We start from the raw sequence: 23803 nt of genomic DNA on the forward strand, positions 1-23803 counted from the left end.
CGGAATCCGCAGCAGCAGCGAGGGGGACGCGTGTCTGGTTTCGGGGGGAGCGACTACTACGGCGTCCGCAGGTGGGAGATGTCCACCGAGGACGCGCTCGACCGGGCCTGGGGCGGTGTCGACGACATCGACCTGGTGATCGTCACCGATCCGGCCCGGGACCGGTGGGCGGATCTGACGGCGTCGGGTTTCCGACTCAAGCCACGCTGGGTGACCTGGGGACGGCGTACCCCGGAGCGGACGGCGGACTTCCTGGCCGCCCTGCCGAAGGCGGAACGGCAGAACGTCCGCCACGCATTGCGGTACGTCGAGGCGGCGGGGCTAGACGTACAGGTGCACGACCGGATCGACCCGGACCTGTTCGGCGAGTTCCTCGCCGTCTACGACGCGCAGATCGCCACCATGCCGTACGGCCTGCCGGCGGCGCACGCGGTCGCCGCCACCGAGGCCGGGCTCGCCAACTTCGTGCTGGTCACCGCCCGGTCCGCCGGTGAGCTGGTCGGCGCGGTGATGTGCCGCGTCACGCCCGAGGCGCTGCGGGTCGCCTACTCGGCCGCCCGGCCGCAGGCCCGACGCGGGATGATCAGCCGCGCGCTCTACGTGGCCGCGTTCGAGGAGAGCGCCCGACGCGGCCTCCCGTGGATCTCGCTCGGCACCGACCCGACCCTGTACGGCCACATCGCGCAGGCGGGGCTGTTCAGCTTCAAGAGCCGCCTCGGGTTCGTACCGGTTCCGCTGCACCACCTCGACCCGGACGACGACGGCTGCGACGAGGCCGAACTGGTGCTGCGTACCGACCGGCTCGCCGATCCGGTGCTGAGCCTCTGCTACGCCCGACCGCCCGACCGGGCGGCCACCTGGGCGGACCCGCTGCCGATGCGGCTGGACGTGCTGAGCCCCACCGACGGGCTGGACCTGCGTCCCTACCGGGCGTCGTTCGTGACCGAGGTGATCGCGGCACCCCTGCACGACGTTCCCGACCACGGCGTCGCCACGGTCGTCGCCGACACCGACGAGACCATCGTGATCGTCGACCCGTTCTCCACCGGCGCGCTCCTGGCACCCGAGTTCGCCCGGCACGGTCGGCGCTGCGTGGCCGTCCTCACCGGCACGATCAACGAGCGCTACGCCGCCGGGCTGCGCCGGGAGCAGTTCGTCGACGTGCTGACCGCGTCCGGCGACGATCCGGCGACGGTCCGGCAGCTCGCCGACCGGCTCGCCCCGATGCGACCGGGCCACGTGATCCCGGGCTGCGAGTGGGGCGTCGACCTGGCCGACGACCTCGCCGCCGAGCTGGGGCTGCCAGGCAACTCCCGGACCGAGGACCGCCCCCGGCGGCAGAAGCCGGCGATGATGGCCGCCGCCGCCCGCGCCGGACTGCGGGTGCCGCTCGGCACCCAGGTCCGCAGCATCGAGGAACTCGACGACTGGCTGGCCGCCACACGGGTGCTTCCGGTCGTGGTCAAGCCCGCCGCCAGCGCCGGTTCCGAAGGGGTGCACTTCTGCGCGGACGGCACCGAGGCCCGGTCGGCGGCGGGCAAACTGCTCGGCTCAGCCAACGCGATGGCCCAGGTCAACGACTCGCTGCTGGTGCAGGAGCAGTTGGTCGGCCAGCAGTACTTCGTCAACAGCGTGAGCCTCGACGGCCGGCACCACGTCCACGAGATCTGGCGCGACGACCGGATCTTCGTCGACGGGCGGCCGGTGTACGACCGGCAGGTCCTGCTGGACGGCGCGGGTGAGATCCAGGACCAGGTCCGCGTCTTCGTCGAACGGGTGCTGGACGCGCTCGGCGTGCACGACGGCCCGGCACACACCGAACTCTTCGTCGACGCCCGGGGACCGGTGCTGATCGAGTCCGGCGCCCGCCTCGAAGGAGGCGTCACGCCGGACGGGCCGGCGCAGGCGACCGGGGAGAGCCAGCTCTCGCTGACCGTCGAGCGGTACGCCGCACCGGAACGCTTCCGCCGCCGTCTCGGCGCCGGATACCGTCGCCACCGGGCCCTGATGGTGGTCTGCCTGGTCGCCCCGTACGACGGTCTGATCGCCGACGGTGCCGCCGACCGCCTCGCCGAGATCCCCTCGGTGCTGTGCGGGTCGGCGTTGAATCTGCTGCCGGACACGCCGGTGCATCGGACCGTCGACCTGTTCACCTCGCCGGGCCATCTCTATCTGATCGCCGATGACCCGAGCCGTTTGGAGGAGGATTACCAGCGTATTCGTGCTCTCGAACAGGACCGCCTCTACAAGCACAGGTAGGGGCCGATCTTCGTTGAGTGGACGGATATCCTGTGCGCTGATCTCCTGAATGAGGAACAGATGGACGAGTTCACCTATCGCGACGGCACGCTGCACTGTGAAGGGGTCCCGCTGACCTCGGTGGCCGAGCGTTTCGGCACACCCACCTACGTCTATTCGGCGAGCACCCTGATCGATCACTACCGTCGCTTCACGAAGGCGTTCGACGCGGTCAACCCGCTGGTCTGTTTCTCGGCGAAGGCGCTGAGCAACGTGCACCTGCTCCGGCTGCTCGGTCGGGAGGGCGCCGGTGTCGACGCGGTCAGCGGCGGCGAACTGCACCGGGCGATGCTGGCGGGCGTCGACCCGGAGCGCACCGTGCTCGCCGGGGTCGGCAAGTCGGAGGCCGAGCTGCGCGAGGCGGTCGTCCGCAACATCCGCTGCATCAACGTCGAGTCCGAGGCCGAGGTGGAGCTGCTGTCCCGCATCGCCAGGCAGGAGGGCCGACGTCCCCGGCTGGCGATCCGGGTCAACCCGGACGTGGCACCGGACGAGCGGACCCCGGCACGGACGACCACCGGCACGCGGGGCGGCAAGTTCGGCGTGGACATCGACCGTGCCGCCGCGCTGTTCGCGCACGCCGCCGCCGACGAGGCGCTGCGCATCGAGGGCTTCCACGTCCACCTGGGCAGCCCGATCTTCGACCCGCAGGTGTACGCCACCGCCCTCGACCGGCTGATGGCCCTGGTGGCCCAGCTCGAACAGGCCGGGCACCGCATCACCACACTCAACCTGGGCGGCGGTTTCCCCGCCGAGTACGTCGACCGCACCGCGCCGAGCTGGGACGACTTCGCCGAGGCGATCATTCCCCGGCTGACCGGGTTCGCCCGCCTCGGCGGTCAGGTGATCTTCGAGCCGGGTCGGACCATCGCCGCCAACGCCGGTGTCCTGGTCAGCACCGTCCGCTACCTCAAGCAGGCCGGCGAGCGGCAGCTCGTGGTGCTCGACGCGGGCATGACGCATCTGGCCCGGGCCGCGATGTACGACAGCTACCACTTCATGTGGCCGGTCCAGCCCCCGGCGGACGCCACCCCGGTCTCCCGGGACGTGTCCGGCCTGGCCGGGCTGACCTCGTACGACGTGGTGGGGCCGATCTGCGAGTCCAGCGACTACCTGGCGCGGGGCCGTTCGCTGCCCGAGCTGGAGCCCGGCGCGCACTTCGCGATCTTCACCGCCGGGGCGTACGGCATGACGATGACCAGCAACTACAACAGTCAGCAGCGGCCCGCCGAGGTGCTGGTGCACGGCGACCAGGTGACGTTGATCCGCCGCCGGGAGACCTACGACGACCTGGTGGCACTGGAATTGTTCGACGACGGCGACAGCCAGGGGAGTTGATGGACGACCTGTCGGTCACCACCCGACGTTCGGTCACCGAGATCGGCGAGGACGTGTGGAACGGCCTCGCCGCCGGTGACGGCTTCTACCTCGGCTACCCGTGGGTCGCCTGGTCGGAGACCGACAGGTCGTTCGACACCACCTACCTGGTCGTGCAGGACGCGGCCGGCACCACGCTGGCGGCGGTCGCCACCTACCTCTGGCACGGCGCGAGCGTGCCGTCGATGAACCTGGCCTACAGCCCGAGCCACATGGCCGAGGAGAACCTCGGGCGGCCGCTGTCGCCCGAGGAGCACGCGGCCTTCCTGCCGGTGTTGCTGGTGGGCTCACGGGCCGGCTACCACGGCGCGGTGGCGATCGCCGACGACCTCACCGTCGACCGGCGGGACGCCGTGCTGACCGCTCTCTTCACCGAGGTGGAGGCGCTGGCCGCGCGGCGCGGCGCAGCCAGCGTCGCGCTGCTCTACACCCCGGTGGCGAACGTCGCCGCATACCAGGCCGCGTGGACGCGGGCGGTCGGCCCGGACGGTTCGCCGCCGGTGGCCGCGCCGCTGTCCGCCGAGGCGGTGCTGCCGGTACACGTCGGCGAGGGCTCCGCCGGGGCGGCTGGACGCCGCGAGTGGCGACGCGAACGCCGCCGGTACGAGGCCGCCGTGGACCGGGTCGAGACGGTGCCGCTCTCCGCCTGCGTGGACGTGATCGCCCCGCTGCTCGGCGCGACGCAACGCAAGTACGGCGGCCCCGACACGGACGCCGACATGCACGCCTACTTCGCCTCGCAGGTGCCGGCGCTCGACGCGTGCAGCCACGTGTTCCTGGAGTACGCGGGCGACACGGTCGTCGGGTTCAGCCTCAACTACCTGTGGCCCGACGGGGTGTACGTCCGCGCCGCCGGGTTCGCCGAGGCGGCGGCGCCCTACTCGTACTTCAACCTCAGCATGTACCGGCCCCGCGAACTGGCGGCGGAGCGCGGCCTGGGCCTGGTGCACCTCGGTGCCGGCACGTACGGCGCCAAACGCGCGCGGGGCGCCGAACCGCGCTGGACGGCCGGTCTGGTCCGACCGCCCGTCGGCGTCTCCGCCGAGATCGTGCGTTCCTTCGCCTCGCCCGGCTCGGACCATCAGCAGGCGGTACGCGTGTGGGGCGACGGCACACACCCTCAACCCCCTCGGGCACCGGAGAGGTGACACATGCGCTACCGCAGGTTCGGCCGACTGGGCTGGCAGGTCAGTGAGGTCTCGTACGGCATGTGGGGCGTCGGCGGCGGTCTGCACGGCTGGACCGGCGTCGAGGACGACGAGAAGACCGCCGCTCTCCAGCGCGCCGTGGACCTGGGCTGCAACTTCTTCGACACCGCCTGGGTGTACGGGCGCGGGCACAGCGAGCGGGTGCTGGGCGAGCTGGTCCGCGCCAACCCGGACACCCGGCTGTACGTCGCCACGAAGGTGCCGCCGAAGGACATGCGCTGGCCGTCGACCCGTGAGTCCACCCTGGACGACGTCTTCCCGCCGGAGCACATCGAGGAGTACGTCCACACGAGTCTCGGCAACCTCGGCCTGGACACCATCGACCTGTTGCAGTTGCACGTCTGGGAGGACTCCTGGACGGACGACCCGCGCTGGCAGCGGACCCTCACCGGGCTGCGCGAGCAGGGCCTGATCGGCGGCGTCGGCATCTCGGTCAACCGGTGGGAGTCCTGGAACGGCGTACGCGCGCTGGCCACCGGGCTGGTCGACGCCGTCCAGGTGATCTACAACGTCTTCGACCAGGCTCCCGAGGACGACCTGTTCCCGGCGGCGGCGGAACACGACGTGGCAGTCATCGCCCGGGTGCCGTTCGACGAGGGCACGTTGACCGGCACGCTGACGACGGAGACGACCTGGCCGGAGGGGGACTGGCGCAACTCGTACTTCGTGCCGGAGAACCTCGCCGCCAGCGTCGCCCGGGCCGAGGAACTGCGCAGGGACCTGCCGTCCGGGATGCCGATGCCGGAGGCGGCGCTGCGGTTCATCCTCGCCGAGCCCCGGGTCGCCACCGTCATCCCCGGGATGCGCCGGGTCGCCCACGTCGACCGCAACCTCGCGGTGAGCGACGGGCAGCCGCTCGACCCGGCGCTGCGGGAGACCCTGCGCGGACACCGCTGGTCACGCCAGCCGACCTGGTGGTCCCAGTAGCCGAGCCGCCGTCGGCCGGGTCAGGACGGGGACGGGGTCAGCCGGGTACGCGGCCCGGCGCGCAGCACGCCGGAAGGCAGGCGTCGACCGGTCAGCTTCTCGGCCAGCTCGGCCACCTCGATCAGGGCGTCCAGGTCGATGCCGGTGTCGATGCCCATGTCGTGCAGCATGTGCACCGCCTCCTCGGTGGCCAGGTTGCCGCTGGCACCGGGCGCGTACGGGCAGCCGCCCAGCCCACCCACGCTGGCGTCGAATTCGGTGACGCCCAGTTCCAGGGCGGTCAGCAGGTTGGCCAGCGCGGTGCCCCGGGTGTTGTGGAAGTGCAGTAGCACCGGCACGTCCGCATTGCGGTCGCGCACGGCGGTGAGCAGGTCACGGACCCGTCGGGGCGTACCCATGCCGGTGGTGTCGCCGAACGCGACGCGGTCAGCGCCGTCGCGGACCACGCGGTCGACGATGGCGGCGACGCGGGCCGGGTCGACGTCCCCCTCGTAGGGGCAGCCGAAGCTGGTCGCGATGATCACCTCTGCGGTGGCTCCGGCCTGGTGCAGCAGGTCGATCAGCTCGGCGATGTCGTCCAACGACTCGTCGGTGCCCCGGTTGACGTTGCGGCGGTTGTGCGTGTCGCTGGCCGAGACGACCACCTCGATCTCGGTGAAGCCGGCGGCTAGGGCGCGCTGCGCACCCTTCGAGTTGGGCACCAGCGCCGAGTAGCGAACCCCGTCGGCCTTCGCCGCCCGCTGCCACACCTCGTCGGCGTCGGCCATCTGCGGGATCGCCCGGGGGTGCACGAACGACACCGCCTCGATCCGCCGTACGCCGGTGCGGGAGAGGGCGTCGAGCAGCCGCACCTTGGCCTCGGTCGGGATCGGGTCCTCGTTCTGCAACCCGTCGCGCGGGCCGACCTCGCGGATGGACACGGACTTCGGCAGCTCCGCCATCACGGCATCACCTCACTGTGACACTCACTTGTCGCTGACCGTCCAAGTGTGTCACGTCGGGCGGTGACCGCAACGGTCCCGAGGCGCACGCCGCAACGGGCACCTCGGGACCGGCGGGGTCAGCGCATCCGGGAGACGATGCCGGTGTCGTAGTCGCCGGAGACGAACTCCGGGTTCTCCAGCAACTCGGCGAAGAACGGCAGGTTGTTCTTGGGACCGGCCAGCTCGAATCCGGCCACCGCCGCGCGGGCGCGGTCAATCGCCTCGGCCCGGGTGGGCGCGTCGACCACGAGCTTGGCCATCAGGCTGTCGTAGAACGGGGTCACGGTGTTCCCGGCGACGTAGCCGGAGTCGACGCGTACTCCGGCGCCGGTCGGCTCGACCCAGGTCTTGACCACGCCCGGGCCAGGCAGAAAACGCTTCGGGTCCTCGGCGTTGATCCGTAGCTCGATGGCGTGCCCGCGCGGCGTCAACGCGTCCGGGTCGAAGGTCGGCACCAACCCGGCGGCCACCCGGAGCTGCTCCTCGACCAGGTCCAGGCCGTAGACCAGCTCGGTGACCGGGTGCTCCACCTGGAGCCGAGTGTTCATCTCCAAAAAGAAAAATTCTTCGGAGGCGGGGCTATCCCCTCTGAGATCCCGCTGACGCGGGACCAACAAGCATTCCACCGTGCCCGCGTTGCGGTACTTCACCGCCTCGCCGGCCCGGACCGCCGCCGCCAGCAGGCGGGTACGCAGCTCCGGTGAGACCGCCGGTGACGGCGACTCCTCGACCAGCTTCTGGTTGCGGCGCTGCACCGAGCACTCGCGTTCGCCCAACGCCACCACCCGGCCGTCGGCCAGCCCGAGGATCTGCACCTCGACGTGACGTACCCGGGGGAAGTAACGCTCGATCAGCACCGAGCCGTCGCCGAACATCCGCTCGGCGAACGCGCGCACCTTGTCGTACTCGGTATCCAGCGCGGCCTCGTCAGCGGCCACGCCCATGCCCATGCCACCACCACCTGCGGCGGCCTTCACCATCACCGGATAGCCGATCTCGGCCGCCGCGGCGCGCGCCGCCGACAGGTCCGCCGCCGGTTCGGTGGTGCCGGGTGCCACCGGTACGCCGGCCGCTGCCATCAGGTTCCGCGCATTGATCTTGTCGCCCATCGCGCTGATCGCGTCTGCGTCCGGTCCGACCCAGATCAGACCGGACGCCTCGACCGCGCGGGCGAAGTCGGCGTTCTCCGACAGGAAACCGTAGCCGGGGTGAATCGCCTGCGCACCGGTCGACTCGGCGGCGGCGAGGATGGCCTCGGCGTTGCGGTAGCTCTGCGTCGGGTTGGCCGGTCCGACACAGATCGCCTGGTCGGCTTCGGTGACGAACGGCAGGTCGGTGTCGGCCTCCGAGTGCACCGCGATCGCGCGTACCCCGAGCCGCTTGGCGGTACGGATGATCCGGCGGGCTATCTCGCCTCGGTTGGCGACCAGCAACGACTCGATCATGCTTCCTCCGCGTTCCATTTTGTGGGACGCGGGCAAGCCAACCACGCCGGCCCGGATGGAAGGAAGGGTCCCCTGCTAACGCCTGCGGTATAGCAGGGGTCCCCTCCTAACATCCAGGCCGGAGAAGGATGCGAGGTGGTGCGCGAGGGTGTGGGTCAGGCCGGGTCGGTCGGGGCGAGCAGGGCAGCCAGGGTGGCGGCGCGCAACAGCTCGGCCCGGCGGCGACGGTCGACCTCGCCCCCGAGGAACGGGGTGGAGTTCATCAGGCCGAAGGCGGCGTGCGCCAACACCCGCGCCTCACCGGCCGGCAGGCCGGGATGCAGCGCGGTCAGCACGATGACCCACTCCTCGACATAGAGGCGCTGGAGTCGCCGGATGCGTCGCCGGGGCTCCTCGGGCAGCCGGTCCAGCTCGTGCAGGTGCAACGCGATGACGGCCGGGTTGGCCAACGCGAAGTCGACGTGGAAGTCGATCAGCGACTCCAGGACCGCCCGAGGGTCGCCGGGATGCGCGGCGGACCGCTGCCGACCGCCCTCCAGCAGGCCCTCGCTCACCGGCACGAGCGCGGCGACCAGCATCGCCTCCTTGCCGGCGAAGTGGTGGTAAAGCGCCGGGCCGGTCACCCCGGCGGCCGCGCCGATGTCGTCCATCGACACGCCGTGGTAGCCGCGGGAGGCGAAGAGCCCCACCGCGATCTCCAGAATCTCGTCCTTGCGGGACCGGCGCCGCCCCGATCCCGTGGCCCCGCTGCTCCCGCCCCGGGCCTGCTGCTCCACCGTCACCGGGCCAGCGTAGACCCACCGGGGGTAAGACGTGGGTCCTCGGTTACCCGCCAGTCCGATTGCCGGGAACGCTCCCTGTTTCCCCAGGTCGTCAGTGGTCGTGGTCCAGGCCGTGCTGCTTGCGCAGGTCGGTCGCCTCCGCCGAGCGGCCCAGCTCGTCCAACGCCCGGGCGAGCAGCCAGGCGGCCTGGGACGCCGGCCTCGACTCGGGCGGCAGACCACCCAGGACCTCACGCAGCACCGGCTCCGCCTCGGCCGGTCGGCCCTGCCGCAGCAGCAGCTCGCCGGTGAGGATCTCCACCTGGGCCGCCTCGCCGAACGCCTCCACGGATCGCAGTCGGTGCGCGACCCCGGCCAGCCGGTCCAGCGCCTCGCCCTCCCGTTCGTCCCCAGCCAGCACCCGCGCCGCCGTCTCGGCCGCCAACGACACCTCGTAGATCACCGGCGGCTCGTCGGCGGCCCCGGCGGTCAGCTCACCGGCGAGCCGGTCGGTCGCCTCGACCGCGCGCAGCGCACTGGCCGTCTCATTCGCGTAGAGGTACGCGGACGCCTCCCGACGTCGGGCCCGCAGCTCGTCCAGGTGCAGACCGGCGAGCTGGTACGCCGAGGCGGCCGCCGCGAACTTCTGTCCCGCCGCCGCGTCCCGGTCGGCCTGGTAGAGGATGTCCCCGGCGTCTTCGAGCACCTGCGCCCGATGCGGGAGATTGTCCGGCCCGTCGAGGTTCTCGGCGAGCCGGTCCAGCAGAGCCAGCGCCGCGTCGATCTCGCCCAGCCCCTGGTAGATGCCGGCCAACATGTGTCGGGCCGCATCGGCGTCGGCCTGGTGGCCGAGCCGGTCCAGCCCGGTCACCGCCTCCTCGGCCACCTCGGCCGCCTCGCCGAGCCGCCCGGCCACCCGGTACGCGGTGGCCAACTCCCAGCGCAGGTAGGCGTCACCGGCCTCGCCCCGCTCGACGCAGAGCGCCACCGCCTCGGCGAAGTCCTCCACCGCCTCGTCGGCACGCTGTGCCGCGATCAGCGCCCGGGCACGGGTCACCCGCGCCGGCAGGAGCAGCGCGTCCCCGGCGTGGGCCAGTGACTCGTCGCACGCGGCGACCGCCTCTGCCGGATCCTGCGCGACACGGGCGTGCGCCAGGGCGGCGGTGGCGATCAGCTCCGGAACCCCCGCCTCCTGGGCGAGCCGATGGGCCTGCTCCGCGCCGGCCCGGAAGGCGTCCTCGTCGTCGAGCTGTTCGAGAATGTGCGCCCGGTGCAGCGCGATCCGGGCAGCCAGGAACGGGTCTCCGGCGCCGTCGGCCGCCCGCTCCGAGGCGGCCAGCGCCTCCGGCCAGCGGGCCTGCTGCGCCAGCACCACGGCCAGCCGATCGTGCGCGGCGGCCCGCTGCCGGGCGTCACCGTGCTCGTCGAGGAAGTCGGCGGCGGTGTGCGCCAGCGCGTACGCCTCCTCGTCCGGCTCCTCGCCCTGCGCCAGCAGCGCGCCGAGGCGGCTGGCGACGACCTGGGCGCGAGCCGGGTCGGACAACTCCTCGTACGCCGCCATGGTCGTCCGGTTGACCGTCACCGCACCGGTCAGGTCCCCGGCGTCGACCAGCTCGGCGGCACGCAGTTCGCCCCGGTGGGCACGCTCGCGCGGCGACAGCTCCGCCTCGCCGAAGCGTTCCTCGAAGGCAGCCAAGACAGCACGCATGCCGACGCGGTCGTGGGCCGACCACCGCTGCTCGGCCAGCGCCAGCAGCTCGCCCGCGTCCGCCTCGGCGGGTACGACGAACTCCGCCGACCGACGCGGCTCGGGGACCGTGACCTCGCGCGGCGGGACAGCCTCGGAGACAGCCTCGGTGGCGGTGGCGGTGCGGGTGGTGGGCACCGGTCGACGCCGCAGGCTCGCCGAGAGGGGCAGGTGGTCGCCGACCGGCGTCACGGCCAGTCGCCGGGCGATGCCCTCGGACTGGTTGCTGTTGCCGTTGCGGGTGTCGAACCGGGCGGCGATGCCGGTCGCCGTCTCGGCCAGCTCGGCGGCGAGCACACCCAGCGTGACTTCGCCGGCCGGTCGCTCCCCGAAGGCGCGGCGGTGCACGGTCAGGGTCTGGTCGTCCACCTGGCGCAGCGCGGCGGCGGCCGACGCGGCGAAGTGCATCGCGGCGCCCGGCGAGGGAGCCCGGTCCAGCCAGTCCAGGTGCCGCTCGACGATCTCCAGCGCCCGCGCCTCGTTGCCGGTCAACGTGCAGAACTCGATGTGCTCGCTGACGTCCCACAGGTCGGCGATGCTGCCCCGGTGGCGGCGGTACGCCTCCCGGTGCGCGTTACGCGCCTCGTCGCGGCGGCCGCTGTGCAGGTATGCCGGCAGCAGCGCGGTGAGGATGCCCTGCGGCTGCTCGGTGCAGCTCAGCCGCCCGCTCAGCACCGGCTCGGCCAGCGCCACCGCCTCGTCGTGGCGGCCGGTCCGGCTCAGGTGGTTGACCTGGGTGGTCGGATCACAGCCCGCGCAGTCGGAGAGCTGGTCGCGGGGCGTGGTGAGCCACTTGCGGTACCACTCCTCGGCCTGCTCGCGGTCGCCCAGGTGGTCGGCCACCCGGTAGCGGTACTTGTAGACGGCCTGGAGGCTGTGCCCGCCCTCGCGGTAGCGCCGCTCCATGTCGTCGAGCACCGCGTGGGTGCGGTCCAACGGCACCTCGGGGAAGCTCAGCATCCCGTTGACCATGTGCTTGAAGTGCCAGAGCAGGTGCTGGGCGTACCGCTGGTGGTAGGGCTGCGGGTCCTTGTCGAACTCGGCCAGGCACCAGGCGAAGACGACGAACGACTTGGCCGGCTCGCCGCCGTAGATGTAGGTGGTGATGCCCTGGATGCGGACCGCGAAGGCGAGGTGCCGGTCGTCGGCGGCGTCCGCCCGGCGCAGCAACTGCTCCAGCGCGGCGATCTGTCCGACGCCGTACGGCATCTCGCCGGTCTGACGCAGCATCCGCCACAGGTCCTCGTCGGCCACGACGTCTCACTCCTGTCCAGGGACGGCCCGGCCCAGCAGGCCGAGGAAGGAACTGTTGAGCAGGGCGGCGTCCGCCGCGCGGATGGGGTGGTGCCCGAGCAGCAGCGCCTGCCCGTAGAGCGCCTCGACGGCGAGCCCAACCAGCTCCGGATCACCGAGTGCGGTGATCCGGCGCACCAGCGGGTTGCGGTGGTTGAGCACGAGCTGCGGGCGGTCCGCCGGGGCGGAGGCGGCCAACGCGTCGAGTACGCCGCCCCACAGCTCGTCGGCCTTGTCCCGGCTGGCGGCGAGCTGGTCGGTGAACGCGGCCGAGCGGCTGAGCAGGTACAACGCCGGGAGGGAGGCCGGATCGTAGGCCCGGATCAGCACCTCGCAGCCGAGTCGTTCCAGGGCCCGACCGGCGGCGGTGAGGAACGGCCGCAGCGCCAACTCGACGTGCGGTTCGAGGGCGTGGAACCGGGTGGTCAGGTCGCTCGGTTCGAGCCGTTCGATGAGCACCGTACGGTCCACGGTGGGCAGTCGCTCGATCAGCTCGCTGTCGTACGTGTAGCCGCCGTTGACCACGGCCAGGTCCTGCGCGGCGGCGACGGCCGCGAGCTGACGGAACTCGTCCAGGCTGGCGGCGTACCGGACCAGGCCGTAGCGCTGCCGGAACTCGGCCAGGGTGAGCGTGCCGACGTTGGTGTCCATCGGCCACCACTGGTCGACCAGGGTGAGCATCTCGTCGTCGTGCAGGGCGAGCGCCTTCACCCCGAGATGGTGCACCTGGAGGAACTCGGCCAGCCGGTGCGGCTGGTGCTTGGCGAGCCGGACCAGCCAGCCACGGATCTGCGCGCCGAGCGATTCGCGCGTGCTGGTGAGCAGCGAGTCCTCGTAGAGCGCCTCGCGGCTGGCGGTGGGCCGCAGCTCGCTGGTGTCGACCACGCAGTGCGCGAAGAAGGCCCAGTCCGGCAACAGGCCGTCGGCGTGCTCGGTGAGCAACATCCGCTTGAGATAGACCCGGTGACCGGCCCGGGCGGCCGGATTAACGGCCGTGGGCAGGATGAACGCCACCCCGGTCAGCCCGGACTCCGGCACCCGCAGCGGCACCACGTCGAACGGGTCGACGCCGAGCGTCTCGCGGGCGTACGCGATCAGGGCGGCCCGGTCCACGGTCGCACCCGGGCTGGTCGGCCAGGGCGGTTCCCCGGTGGTGGTCACCACGCTGCCGACGCGGACGGTCACCGGCAGCAGGCTGCCGTAGAGGCGGGCCAGCTCGGTGACGGTGGCGGTGGCGTACCACTGGTCGGCGTCCTGACGCGGCACCAGGGTGACCGTGGTGCCGACCTCGGAGCGGGCCTCCTGCGACGGGGCCAGGCGCACCGCGTAGCGGCCGTCGGCGTAGCCGGTCCAGAGCACGGTGGGATGGTCGCCGTTGCGGGTGACCACCCGGATCTCGTCGGCGACGAGGAAGCAGGAGAGCAGCCCGATGCCGAACTGGCCGAGGAACTCGTGGCGGGAGAAGCCCAGTTCGTCCCGTTTGGAGCTGCGGCCGATGGTGGCCAGCAACTCGTGCACCTGCGCCTCGGTCAGCCCGATGCCGGTGTCATGCACCCGCAGGGTGCCGTCGCCGGTCAGCTCGGGCGGCTCGATCCGGACCAGGGCCGGCGCGTCCGGTTCGGCGGCCCGACGCGCGGTGATCGCGTCCACCGCGTTCTGCATCAGCTCGCGGACGTAGACCCGTGGGCTGCCGTAGAGGTGATGACTGAGCAGGTCGACCACGCCACGCAGGTCCACCTGGAAGGTACGGTCCACGCCTTGTCCGCTCCCCGCTCCCGGATGTCGGCGCCCACCGTACCGGTGCGGGCCGACATCCGCGTGCCCGGTTCCTCAGCGAGACCTCGCCGGGTGGGCCACCTTATCGGACGCGCGTTGGCTGAGCCCGGAGAGCCGCAGAGCGACCCGTCGACGGACCGGTGGCAGCGCCGAGAACAGGCGCAGCAGCGCGTCCCGGGCCGGACGTCCGGCGGACGGCACGGTGGCGAGGCGGGTCAGCCGGTCAGCGAAGCCGGCCACCTCGTGGGCGAGGGGACGACGCCGGGCCGCGTACTCGTCCAGGAGGGTCTCGGTGCCCCCGGCCAGCACCGCCGCCAGGGTCTCGCCGAGGTCGACGGCGTCGCAGATGCCGAGGTTCATACCCTGCCCACCGGCCGGGCTGTGCACGTGCCCGGCGTCCCCGGCGAGCAGTGTCCGCCCTGCGCGGAAGGTCTCCGCGACGCGTCGGTGCAGCCGGAACCGCGAGGACCAGAGGACCTCCCGGACCTGGTCCGGCCGTCGTCGCGGGCCCCGCTCGTCGAGCAGTCGTTGCAGGTAGGGCAGGTCCGGCTCGGCGGGTGGGTCGGTCACGGCGGCGACCAGCCGCACCCGGTCGTCGGGCAGTGGCGCCCAGACCAGTGGGCCGCCCCGGGCGAGGAAGACCGACGCGCCGTCGCGGGGCAGCACGCTGTCCAGGTGTACGTCGGCCAGAACGAACGACTCCGCCGACCCGTCCGGCCCGGTGAAGGGGATACCGGCCAGCTCACGGACGGTGCTGTGGATGCCGTCGGCGCCGATGACCCAGCGCGCCCGGACGACCGCGTCACCGAACTGCGCCGCCACGCCGTCGGCGTCCTTCCGCAGCCCGGTCAGCCGGTACGGCCGCAGCACCCGGCCGCCCGCCTCGGCCAGCCGCTCGGCGAGCACCTCCTCGGTGACGGACTGGGAGACCATCAGCGCGTACCGGTGGCGGCTGGGCAGCCGGTCGAACGGCACGGTGACCAGCACCCGGTCCCGGTCGCGGACGCTGAACCGGGCCGACGGCAGTCCGCGTGCGACCAGCGGCGCGCCCGCGCCGACCAGGTCCAGCATCTCCAGCGTGTACGCGTGCACGACCGCCGCCCGTGAGGTCACCGCCGGTGCCTCCCGCTGGTCGACCAAGGTGACCTCGACCCCCCGGCGGGCCAACGTGAGCGCGGCGGTCAGGCCGGTCGGACCGGCTCCGACGATCAGGACGTCCGTGGTTCCGGGCAGCATGACGACCTCCCCCGATCCGCTTGCCAACAACTGTTGGCAAACACTTGTTGGCAACGCTAGGCACCCCCGACCGAAGAAGTCAACACGTGTTGGCATACCGTCGTGCACATGACGGAAGGCGTACCGCAGCACGAGCCGGCACCCGGCGGTGGCCGCCCGCGCAACGCGGACGCGACCCGCGCGGCCATCCTGCGGGCCGCCCGCGAGCGCTTCGCGGCCGACGGCTACGACCGGGCGACGATCCGGGCCATCGCCGCCGACGCGCGCATCGACCCGTCCATGGTGATGCGCTACTACGGCAGCAAGGAGGGCCTGTTCGCGGCGGCGGCCGAGTTCGACCTGCGGCTGCCGGACCTGAGCGGCACACCGGCCGACCGCCTCGGCGAGACGCTGGTCGGCTACTTCTTCACCCGCTGGGAGGGGGACACCACGCTGCCGGCGCTGCTGCGCACGGCCAGCACCAACCCGAGCGGCGCCGAGCGGGTACGCGACATCTTCGCCACCCAGCTCGGCACGGCCGTGGCCCGGGTGGTCGTCGACCCGACCGAAGCCCCACACCGAGCCGGCCTGGTCGCCAGCCAACTACTCGGCGTGGCCCTGACCCGGTACGTCCTGCACCTGCCACCCATGGTCGACTTCGAGCCCGCCGACCTGGTCGCCTGGCTGGCCCCCACCATCCAGCGCTACCTCCGCGACCCGACGCCGAGCCGGTCATGAATGGGCCGCTCAGGGCGTCCGGCAATGCCGGACGCCCTGAGTCGATCAAGAAGTTCTGGTCAAAATCGGGCGGTGGGAGCCCCAAAACCTCTTGATCATCTCCGTGGAAGGGGCTTGGCGGGACGGCTCACCTCGGGTCGGGGCCCTTGACGACGGGGGCCCGGACCAGGTTGCCCCACTCGGTCCACGAGCCGTCGTAGTTACGCACGCGCGGGTACCCCAGCAGGTGCCGCAGCACGAACCAGGTGTGGCTGGACCGCTCGCCGATCCGGCAGTACGCGATCACGTCGTCGTCCGGACTCAGCCCGAGCTGGTCGGCGTAGATCGCGCGCAACTCGTCGGCGGACTTGAACGTGCCGTCGTCGTTGGCGGCGGACTTCCACGGCTTGCTCACCGCGCCCGGGATGTGCCCGCCGCGCAGCGCGCCCTCCTGCGGGTAGTCCGGCATGTGCAGCATCTCGCCGGTGTACTCACCCGGCGACCGCACGTCCACCAGCGGACGATCGGCGTCGACGTGCGCCGACACGTCCTCGCGGAACGCGCGCACCGGCGCGTCGTCGCGCTGCGGCACCGGGTACTCCGCCCTCGGCCGGACCGGCTTGTCCCGGGTCAGCTCCCGCCCCTCGGCGATCCACTTCTGCCGACCGCCGTCGAGCAGCCGCACGTCCCGGTGACCGAAGAGGGTGAAGACCCAGAGGGCGTACGCGGCCCACCAGTTGAAGTTGTCGCCGTAGAAGACGACCGTGTCGTCACGGCCGATGCCCTTGGCCGCACACAACTCGGCGAACCGCTCGGCGTCCAGGTAGTCACGGGTCACCTGGTCGTTCAGCTCCAGGTGCCAGTCGACCTTCACGGCACCGGGAATGTGGCCGGTGTCGTAGAGCAGCACGTCCTCGTCGGACTCGACCACGACGAGACCCTCGTCGCCGAGGTGCTCCGCCAGCCATTCGGTGGTCACCAGCCGTTGCGGGTCCGCGTACGACTGGAGTCGGGGATCGGGATCACTGGGCACAGACATGAGCCCCAAGGTACGCCGAGCACCCGCGTCCGCGCGGGGTTGTGTGTAAGGAGGGGTCCCCTGCTAACGCCTCCGGTATAGCAGGGGACCCCTCCTAACAACGTGCACCGAGCGGCAGCACCGCCTGGAGCACCCGCCCGCCCACTGCCCGCCGATCATGGAGGCGCGGACAGCGGCGAGGCAGAGGTCCAGGGGCGGAGTGGGGTGCAGGTCAGTCGGCGAGGGGGGTGAGGGTGGGGCGTTTGGCGGTGCGGGTGTCGCCGGAGGAACGGCCGGTGAGGCGGCGCTTGAGCCAGGGCGCCAGGTGCTGACCGACCCAACGCAGGTCGGCGGTACGAGCAGCCAGCCACGGGCTCGGCGTCGGCCTCGGGGGTACGAGCAGCCACTCCTCGTCGCAGCCGACGCCGAGTGCACCGAGCACCTGGGCAGCCACCCGGCGGTGACCGGCCGGCGACAGGTGCAGCCGGTCGGTGCTCCAGAGCAGCGGGTTGAGGTACGTGTCGTCGGCGTACAGATCGACCAGGATCGCGCCGTGCCGCTCGGCGGTCTCCCCGACGGCGCGGTTGAGCAGCTCGATCCGGGGTGCGATCAGCCGCTGTCCCGGCAGTCGGGACATCACGTCGGCGAACCGGAACAGCACCACGTCGGCACCGCCCGAACGCAGATCACGGACGACCTCGTCGAAGCGGCCGACCAGCGCGGCCGGATCGAAGTTGCGACGCAGCACGTCGTTGCCGCCCGCGGCGAAGCTGATCAGGTCGGGCCTCATCGCCAGCGCGGACGGCACCTGTTCAGCCACCACATGCGGGAAGAGTCGGCCACGGATGGCCAGGTTGGCGTACCGGAACTCGGGCCCGGCCTCGGCGGCCAGCCGGGTGGCCACCAGATCGGCCCACCCCCGGAACGTGCCGTCCGGATACGCGTCGTCCAGGCCCTCGGTGAAGCTGTCCCCGACCGCGACGTAACTGCGCCAGCGCACTGCTCACTCCTCGAAGCTGCGGGTAAGGCTGCCGGTAAGGAAGGGCACCTTATTAACGCCTGCGGTATAGCAGGGGTCCCCTCCTAACACCTGGGAGTCTGGCACCGGTCGCATTCACCGGTCTGCCCCACGCTCGCCGAACGTGGCAGACGTCATCCCTCCGGCGACGCGGCGGGCAGCCGACAGCGGCCGGTGCAGGCGCGCGGCGGGTCGACCGCCGAGCGACGGTACGGCCCCCAGGCCACAAACCGGGCGAACAGCTCAGGCGGTGTCGGACCGCCGTCCGGGTCGAGCCGGAACAGATCGTGGGTCGCCTCGAAGTACAGCCCCGACAGGTAGACGGCCAGGTCGAGCCAGCGGTCGTCGTACTCGACACGGAGCAACAGCCGCGCCTCGGCGCAGGGCCACGGATGCCCGCAGGCCCGACACAACCAGAGCGGACGCAGCGGCAGATGCTGCGGACCGGACATCGGATGCTGCCGGGGCCGCTCGGCCGCCGGGCCACGACGCGGCACCGGGTACGACTTCGGGTGGGACATCTCGACCTCCGCCTCTGGGTGGGGCCGCCCCGGCACGGGGGAGGTGCCGGGACGGCCCCGGTGCAGTCCCACCCCGTCCCCGGTGGATGGGAGCAGGACCGCCGGGTCACAGTCTGCTGACCGGACGACTACTGTCGGAAGGCATCGACACCGGCCGTGGCGATGGTGACGCCGGGCCGGGCATCCATCCGAACGGCCGAGAATTCGTGGAGGCAGCGTGGAATCCGAGCCGACCGCCGAACTGATCCGGGCACAGTTGCGCAGGCTGCGACTCTCCGCCGACCTGACCCAGGAGGACTTCGGCAAGTTGGTGCACTTCTCCGGCTCGCAGGTCTCCGCGATCGAGCTGGGGCAACGCCCGTTCGACCGGCTCTTCCTCAAACGGGCCGACGAAGTGCTGCACAGCGACGGCCTGCTGTCGGGGCTGCTGCGCATCGCCGAGCTGCATGGCCAGCCGAATTTCCTACGCCCATGGCTGGACGCCGAGCGCGGTGCTCAGCAGTTGCGCTGCTACCACCCGTCGCTGGTTCCCGGTCTGCTCCAGACCGAGCACTACGCCCGCGCGGTGATTCGCGCCGACGACATGCTCAACGACGATGAGGTGGAGCGGCGGGTAGCGGTACGGATGGACCGGCAGGCGGTCCTGACCCGGCCGGACGACCCACCGATCCTGATCGCGGTGATCGAGGAGACGACGCTGCGCCGGGCCGATGAGAGCTTCCGGGGCATCATGACCCAACAGATCGGTCACCTGCTCGACTGCGTGAAGCGCGGTGGCGTGCTGATTCTCGTCATCCCCGCAGAGGCGAGCGTTCATGTTGGACTCGACGGCCCGTTCACCCTGGCCCGGGGAGTCGATGGTGACTGGGTCGGTTACCTGGAGAACCACGTCGGCGGCGCGACCATCGACAGGGCTGAGGAATTGGCTACGCTGCATGCAAGGTGGGAGGGGATCCGCAGCGTTGCCCTCCCCAAGGGACAGTCCGAGCTGCTGATGAAGGAAGTGATGGAGTCATGGTCCATGATCTGAGCGGCGCGGCCTGGCGCAAGTCCGCGCGCAGCGGCAGCAGCGAGTGCGTCGAGGTGGCCGACAACCTGCCCGGCATCGTCGGCGTACGCGACAGCAAGGACGCCACCGGCCCGGCGCTCGCCTTCACCCCGACCGCCTGGCACGCCTTCATCGCCAAGACCAAGCGCACCTGAACCCGAACAGCAAAGAGGTCAGGTCAGCGACGTCACCTGCATGACCGCGTCGGCGAAGGCCCTCGGCGCTTCCTGCGGCAGGTTGTGCCCGATGCCGCCGCTGATCGTGCGGTGCTCGTACGGGCCGGTGAACTGCGTGGCGTACACCTCGGGTTCCAGGTGGGGTGCGCCGTTGGCGTCGCCTTCGAGGCTGATGGTGGGCACCGTGACGGCGGGCTTGTCGGCCAGTCGGTCCTCCAGGTCGGCGTACTGCGGTTCGCCGTCGGCCAGGCCCATCCGCCAGCGGTAGTTGTGGATCACGATGTCGACGTGGTCGGGGTTGTCGAGGGAGGCCGCGCTCCGGTCGAACGTCGCGTCGTCGAAGCTCCACTGCGGGGACGCCGTCCGCCAGATCAGTTTGGCGAAGTCCCGCAGGTTGCGGGCGTACCCCTGACGGCCTCGGTCGGTGGCGAAGTAGAACTGGTACCACCAGGCGTGCTCGGCCGCAGGGGGCAAGGGTGCCTTGCCCGACTCCTGGCCGTCGATCAGGTAACCACTGACCGCGACCAGGCCGGCGCAGCGGTCCGGCCAGAGGACGGCCAGGATGTCGGCGGTGCGGGCACCCCAGTCGAATCCGGCCACCGTCGCCTGCGGCACGTCGAGGGCGTCCAGGAACGCGACGGCGTCGCAGGCCATGGCCGCCGGTTCGCCGTTGCGGACGGCGTCGGGCGAGCGGAAGCTCGTCGTGCCGTAGCCGCGTAGGTGTGGCACGAGCACGCGATGGCCGGCGTCGGTGAGCAGCGGCACCACCTCGGCGAAGCTGTGGATGTCGTACGGCCAGCCGTGCAGCAGCAGGACGACCGGCCCGTCCGCCGGGCCGGCGTCGACGTACCCGACGTTCAGGACACCCGCGTCGATCTGCCGCACGTCATCGAACAAAGCCCCGCTCCTCGCCCTCGATCACCGACCGGTCCCCCGGACGGTAGGACGCGACGGAAGGCGACGACGACGGTTCCGGCAAGGAGGCGGGAGTCGCCTGCGACGCTGACTAGAATCCCGCGTCGCCGCTGCCGCGCAGCAGGTCGAGCAGCCCGTGACCGTCCTCGATCCAGGCATCCGGCGCCAACTCGGGCGCGTCGGGCTCGCGGTCGGTGCGCGGCGAGCGCATCAGGACCGCCGCCCCGACACCGGCCCGCCGAGCGCAGGCCACGTCCCGGTGCAGGCTGTCGCCGACGAACCAACACCGCTCCACCGGTACGCCGATGGCGTCGGCGGCCAACACGGCGAAGCGCGGGTTCGGCTTCCGCAACCCCGTCTCATCGCTGTAGAACTCGGCGACGAAGCGGCCGGACAGTCCGGCAGCGGCCAGGAAGTCGCGATGGGCAGCACCGCAGAGCGCGTTGCTGACCACGGCCATCGGCACTCCCGCCTCGGCGGCGGCGGCCAACGCCTCGGGGATGCCGGGCCGCACCTGCCACTCGGTGCGCCACGTCGACGCGTACGCCAGCGGGGTGGCCTGCCGTGTGACGGCGGCCCTGGCCGGTTCGGGCCAGGTGTGGGTGACGAAGTCCGCCCACACCCGGTCGTGCGTCAGCTCCATCGGCTCGGCCGAGACGCCGGTCTCGTCCCGCCACCGCCCGTACGCCCGCGCGCCCGAGGTCAGGTCGGCCGCGATCCGCTCGTCCGGCAGGGCACCGTCGATCACCTCGGACATCCGCCGGACGACCTCCGGCGACGCCCACCCGTTCCCCGGCGCGTCCGCCAGCACGCCCCCGAAATCCAGCAACAGTCCGCCCGGCGCCCGCATCATGCCCCCATCCTCGCCCAGACCGTCACCGGCGACGGGCCCGGTGTGGAGATCCACCGATCCGCACCGGTCAGGGACGTACCCGGCTCAGCGCCCAGGCGACGAGACCCGTCACCACGCCCACGATGACCCCGGTGAAGACGCTGCTGATGGTGGCGAAGAACCGGATGACGACGGTCTGGGCACCCGGGGCGAGGTCGGTGAGGTTGCCGCCGAGCGTCGGCGGTTCGTCGAAGGCGATGTCCCAGAGGAGTTGGTGGGCGACCGCCAGCAGGACGCCGTAGCAGAGACCGACCGCGAGCAGGGTCAGGAACGGGTTGGGCACCTGCCGCACCAGCGCCACCGTGATCCACACGACCGGCGGTACGACCACCAGCAGCAGGTTGACGAAGGTGCCCTCGTGCACCAGGTCCAGGTCGTGCAGCACCACCCGGGGCAGGCCGAGCAGCGCCAACCCGATCAGGGCGAGCAGCGGCAGGCCGAGCGCGGAGCGGTGCGACGAGACAGTGGTCATGCCGGCAACGCTAGGGACGGCCGGGCCGCCCGCCATCCGCACGCGGACCCGATCGCGGTACGTCGGGAGGCGACCCCGGACGTCGCCTCCCGACGACTCCGAAGCCCCCCGTCCGCGCCGTACGCTGGGCCGGTGAGCGGTCAGCCGAGCCAGCCTCCGGTACGCCGGGTCCGGCCCTGGCTCACCGACGTACTCCTCGGCGTGGGCGTCACCGCCGTCGTCTCGGTGGTCATCACCGCCAACGAGGGTGGCCGTCAGGAGCCGGACCGGATCGCGTACCTGTGGGCGGTGGGTCTCGGTGCGCTGATGCTGGCCCGCCGCCGCTACCCGGTGGTGGTGCTCGCCGTCACGGTGCTCGGCCTGTTCGCCTACTACGCCGCCGGCTATCCGGCGGTCGGTCTGGCCGTGCCGGTGGCCGCCGCCCTCTTCTCCGCCGCCGAGCAGGGCCGCCTCGCCGCCTCGGTCAGCGCCGCCGTGCTGGTGGTCGTGGTGTCGGTGATGGTCCGTCTCGCCGAGGGGCAGAACTTCTCCTTCGTCGTCGGCTACGAGCTGGCCGGTCACGTCCTGCTGATGGGTGCGGCGATCGCGCTCGGCGACAGCCTGCGGTCCCGGCGGACCGCGCAGGCCGACGCGCGACGGATCACCGAGTTGACCGCGGAGCGTTACCGGCAGGAGGCGGACGCCCGGGTGCAGGGTGAGCGGCTCGCGATCGCCCGGGACCTGCACGACTCGCTCGGCCACACCACCTCGGTGATCGCGCTGCACGCCGACGTGGCCCGGGAGGCGCTGGGCCGCGACGAGGAGGCCACCCGGTCGGCCCTGGAGCTGATCCGCGCCACCGCCCGCCGGAGCATGGACGACCTGCGGCGGACGGTGACGCTGCTGCGCCGGGACGACGACCCGCCCCGGACGGTCGTGTCGCTGGCACATCTGGACGCGGTGACCGGGGCGGCCGGTGCCGCCGGGTTCGACGTCGACGTGCAGGTCCGGCTGCGCGCCGCGTTGCCGGCACCGGTGGAGGCCGCCGCGTACCGGATCATTCAGGAAGCGGTCACCAACGTGGTCCGGCACTCGGCGGGCAGCCGGGTGGAGATCCACGTCGCGCAGGACGACCGGCAGGTGACCGTGTCGGTCACCGACTCCGGCGCGGACCGACCGACCACCGACCGGGCCACCGGCGGCGGGCACGGCATCGCCGGGATGCGGGAGCGGGCCCAGAGCCTCGGCGGCTCACTCACCGCCGAGCACCAGCCCACCGGTTTCGCCGTACGCGCCGAACTGCCGTGGGCGGGTACGACATGACGACCGTGCTCGTGGTCGACGACCAGGACCTGGTCCGGGCCGGAATCCGCACGCTGCTGGAGTCCGACGCGCAGATCAGCGTCGTCGGGGAGGCCGCCGACGGACGCACCGGCCTGCACCTGGCCCGCCGGCTGCGGCCGGACGTGGTGCTGATGGACATCCGGATGCCGATCCTGGACGGGTTGGCGGCCACCGCCGCGATCCGCGCCGACGAGACGCTGACCGGGACCCGCGTGCTGATCCTCACCACCTTCGACGACGACGAGGACATCGTCGAGGCGGTCCGGCTCGGTGCCGCCGGGTACCTGCTCAAGGACACCGGCTCGGACGACCTGCGGCGAGCGGTACACACCGCAGCGGCCGGCGGGAACCTGCTCTCGCCCACCGTCACCCGCCGGGTGATGGAACGACTCGCCGCCGTTCCCCGATTGCCGCCGCCGGACCCTCGACTGGCCGTGCTCACCGAGCGGGAACGGGCCGTACTGGCCCGCGTCGGGCTGGGCGAGAGCAACGACGAGATCGGCCGCGCGCTGTTCATCAGCCCGGCCACCGCCCGGACGTACGTGAGCCGTCTGCTGGCCAAGCTGGACGCCCGGGACCGGACCGCGTTGGCCGTCATCGCCCACCGGGCCGGGCTCGCCGACCCCGACCGCGACTAATCGGATCGCCGTCCCGTACCCCGGGTCGTACGCTG

The 23803-nt window shown here is 72.0% G+C and carries 21 protein-coding genes; 9 read left to right on the forward strand and 12 right to left on the reverse strand.

The annotated features are described in order from the left end of the window. The first annotated feature begins 30 nt into the window (after positions 1 to 30). From ACZ31C_RS04105 to ACZ31C_RS04120, 4 genes are read left to right on the forward strand one after another with little or no spacing between them, the layout of a single operon-like run. Entirely contained in the window at positions 31 to 2259 is a 2229-nt protein-coding gene (locus ACZ31C_RS04105) for a GNAT family N-acetyltransferase (protein WP_465794092.1), read from the forward strand. Between the two features lie 60 nt (positions 2260 to 2319). Next, positions 2320 to 3636: a diaminopimelate decarboxylase gene (lysA, locus tag ACZ31C_RS04110; protein ID WP_396743868.1), complete on the forward strand. Its 1317-nt coding sequence runs from the start codon at positions 2320 to 2322 to the stop codon at positions 3634 to 3636. Then, positions 3636 to 4823, forward strand: coding sequence for a GNAT family N-acetyltransferase (locus tag ACZ31C_RS04115; RefSeq protein ID WP_465794093.1), 1188 nt, complete (start codon positions 3636 to 3638; stop codon positions 4821 to 4823). Before lysA ends, ACZ31C_RS04115 begins: the two co-directional genes overlap by 1 nt. A gap of 3 nt (positions 4824 to 4826) precedes the next feature. Beyond that, positions 4827 to 5810, forward strand: a complete 984-nt coding sequence (locus ACZ31C_RS04120; RefSeq protein WP_465794094.1) for an aldo/keto reductase — start codon at positions 4827 to 4829, stop codon at positions 5808 to 5810. 20 nt (positions 5811 to 5830) lie between these two features. Here ACZ31C_RS04120 and ACZ31C_RS04125 read toward each other — a convergent pair whose 3' ends face one another. The 6 genes from ACZ31C_RS04125 to ACZ31C_RS04150 all read right to left on the reverse strand — a co-directional run bounded on the left by ACZ31C_RS04125 (position 5831) and on the right by ACZ31C_RS04150 (position 15051). Then, a complete protein-coding gene (locus tag ACZ31C_RS04125) occupies positions 5831 to 6742 on the reverse strand; it encodes a hydroxymethylglutaryl-CoA lyase (RefSeq protein WP_465794359.1) in 912 nt (303 codons plus the stop codon). Positions 6743 to 6870: 128 nt separating this feature from the next. Continuing rightward, positions 6871 to 8238, reverse strand: coding sequence for an acetyl-CoA carboxylase biotin carboxylase subunit (locus ACZ31C_RS04130; protein ID WP_465794095.1), 1368 nt, complete (start codon positions 8236 to 8238; stop codon positions 6871 to 6873). 155 nt (positions 8239 to 8393) lie between these two features. Then, positions 8394 to 9020: a TetR/AcrR family transcriptional regulator gene (locus tag ACZ31C_RS04135; RefSeq protein ID WP_350697946.1), complete on the reverse strand. Its 627-nt coding sequence runs from the start codon at positions 9018 to 9020 to the stop codon at positions 8394 to 8396. A 91-nt stretch (positions 9021 to 9111) separates the two neighbouring features. Beyond that, positions 9112 to 12000 carry a hypothetical protein gene (locus tag ACZ31C_RS04140; RefSeq protein WP_465794096.1) on the reverse strand — a complete coding sequence of 963 codons (2889 nt, stop codon included), beginning with the start codon at positions 11998 to 12000 and terminating at the stop codon, positions 9112 to 9114. 6 nt (positions 12001 to 12006) lie between these two features. Continuing rightward, positions 12007 to 13794 carry an HSP90 family protein gene (locus ACZ31C_RS04145; RefSeq protein WP_465794097.1) on the reverse strand — a complete coding sequence of 596 codons (1788 nt, stop codon included), beginning with the start codon at positions 13792 to 13794 and terminating at the stop codon, positions 12007 to 12009. A 75-nt stretch (positions 13795 to 13869) separates the two neighbouring features. Further along, positions 13870 to 15051 carry an FAD-dependent oxidoreductase gene (locus tag ACZ31C_RS04150; protein ID WP_465794098.1) on the reverse strand — a complete coding sequence of 394 codons (1182 nt, stop codon included), beginning with the start codon at positions 15049 to 15051 and terminating at the stop codon, positions 13870 to 13872. Positions 15052 to 15159: 108 nt separating this feature from the next. Here ACZ31C_RS04150 and ACZ31C_RS04155 point away from each other — a divergent pair, with 108 nt between their 5' ends. Further along, entirely contained in the window at positions 15160 to 15768 is a 609-nt protein-coding gene (locus ACZ31C_RS04155) for a TetR/AcrR family transcriptional regulator (protein WP_465794099.1), read from the forward strand. A 127-nt stretch (positions 15769 to 15895) separates the two neighbouring features. On the opposite strand, the gene ACZ31C_RS04160 is transcribed toward ACZ31C_RS04155, so the two are convergent. From ACZ31C_RS04160 to ACZ31C_RS04170, 3 genes are all read right to left on the reverse strand, one after another. Continuing rightward, positions 15896 to 16786 (reverse strand): sulfurtransferase, encoded by an 891-nt coding sequence (locus ACZ31C_RS04160; protein WP_465794100.1) that lies wholly within the window; start codon positions 16784 to 16786, stop codon positions 15896 to 15898. A gap of 211 nt (positions 16787 to 16997) precedes the next feature. Next, a complete protein-coding gene (locus ACZ31C_RS04165) occupies positions 16998 to 17765 on the reverse strand; it encodes an SGNH/GDSL hydrolase family protein (protein ID WP_465794101.1) in 768 nt (255 codons plus the stop codon). 152 nt (positions 17766 to 17917) lie between these two features. Beyond that, complete coding sequence (locus ACZ31C_RS04170; protein WP_465794102.1) at positions 17918 to 18304, reverse strand: hypothetical protein; 387 nt, start codon at positions 18302 to 18304, stop codon at positions 17918 to 17920. A gap of 217 nt (positions 18305 to 18521) precedes the next feature. On the opposite strand from ACZ31C_RS04170, the gene ACZ31C_RS04175 reads away from it, so the two are divergent. Both ACZ31C_RS04175 and ACZ31C_RS04180 read left to right on the forward strand, forming a co-directional pair. After that, on the forward strand, positions 18522 to 19334 hold the full coding sequence (locus tag ACZ31C_RS04175) for a helix-turn-helix domain-containing protein (RefSeq protein WP_465794103.1): 813 nt from the start codon (positions 18522 to 18524) through the stop codon (positions 19332 to 19334). Further along, positions 19319 to 19507 (forward strand): DUF397 domain-containing protein, encoded by a 189-nt coding sequence (locus tag ACZ31C_RS04180; protein WP_465794104.1) that lies wholly within the window; start codon positions 19319 to 19321, stop codon positions 19505 to 19507. The genes ACZ31C_RS04175 and ACZ31C_RS04180 overlap by 16 nt, the downstream gene beginning before the upstream one ends. 18 nt (positions 19508 to 19525) lie before the next feature. On the opposite strand, the gene ACZ31C_RS04185 is transcribed toward ACZ31C_RS04180, so the two are convergent. From ACZ31C_RS04185 to ACZ31C_RS04195, 3 genes are all read right to left on the reverse strand, one after another. Next, entirely contained in the window at positions 19526 to 20425 is a 900-nt protein-coding gene (locus ACZ31C_RS04185) for an alpha/beta fold hydrolase (protein ID WP_465794105.1), read from the reverse strand. 109 nt (positions 20426 to 20534) lie between these two features. After that, positions 20535 to 21296, reverse strand: a complete 762-nt coding sequence (locus ACZ31C_RS04190) for an HAD family hydrolase (protein WP_465794106.1) — start codon at positions 21294 to 21296, stop codon at positions 20535 to 20537. Between the two features lie 67 nt (positions 21297 to 21363). Next, positions 21364 to 21807 carry a hypothetical protein gene (locus ACZ31C_RS04195; protein WP_465794107.1) on the reverse strand — a complete coding sequence of 148 codons (444 nt, stop codon included), beginning with the start codon at positions 21805 to 21807 and terminating at the stop codon, positions 21364 to 21366. A gap of 132 nt (positions 21808 to 21939) precedes the next feature. On the opposite strand from ACZ31C_RS04195, the gene ACZ31C_RS04200 reads away from it, so the two are divergent. After that, on the forward strand, positions 21940 to 23109 hold the full coding sequence (locus tag ACZ31C_RS04200; RefSeq protein WP_465794108.1) for a sensor histidine kinase: 1170 nt from the start codon (positions 21940 to 21942) through the stop codon (positions 23107 to 23109). Beyond that, a complete protein-coding gene (locus ACZ31C_RS04205; protein ID WP_465794109.1) occupies positions 23106 to 23768 on the forward strand; it encodes a response regulator in 663 nt (220 codons plus the stop codon). Before ACZ31C_RS04200 ends, ACZ31C_RS04205 begins: the two co-directional genes overlap by 4 nt. The last annotated feature ends 35 nt before the right edge of the window (positions 23769 to 23803 follow it).

Source organism: Micromonospora sp. NPDC023869, from assembly GCF_055559695.1.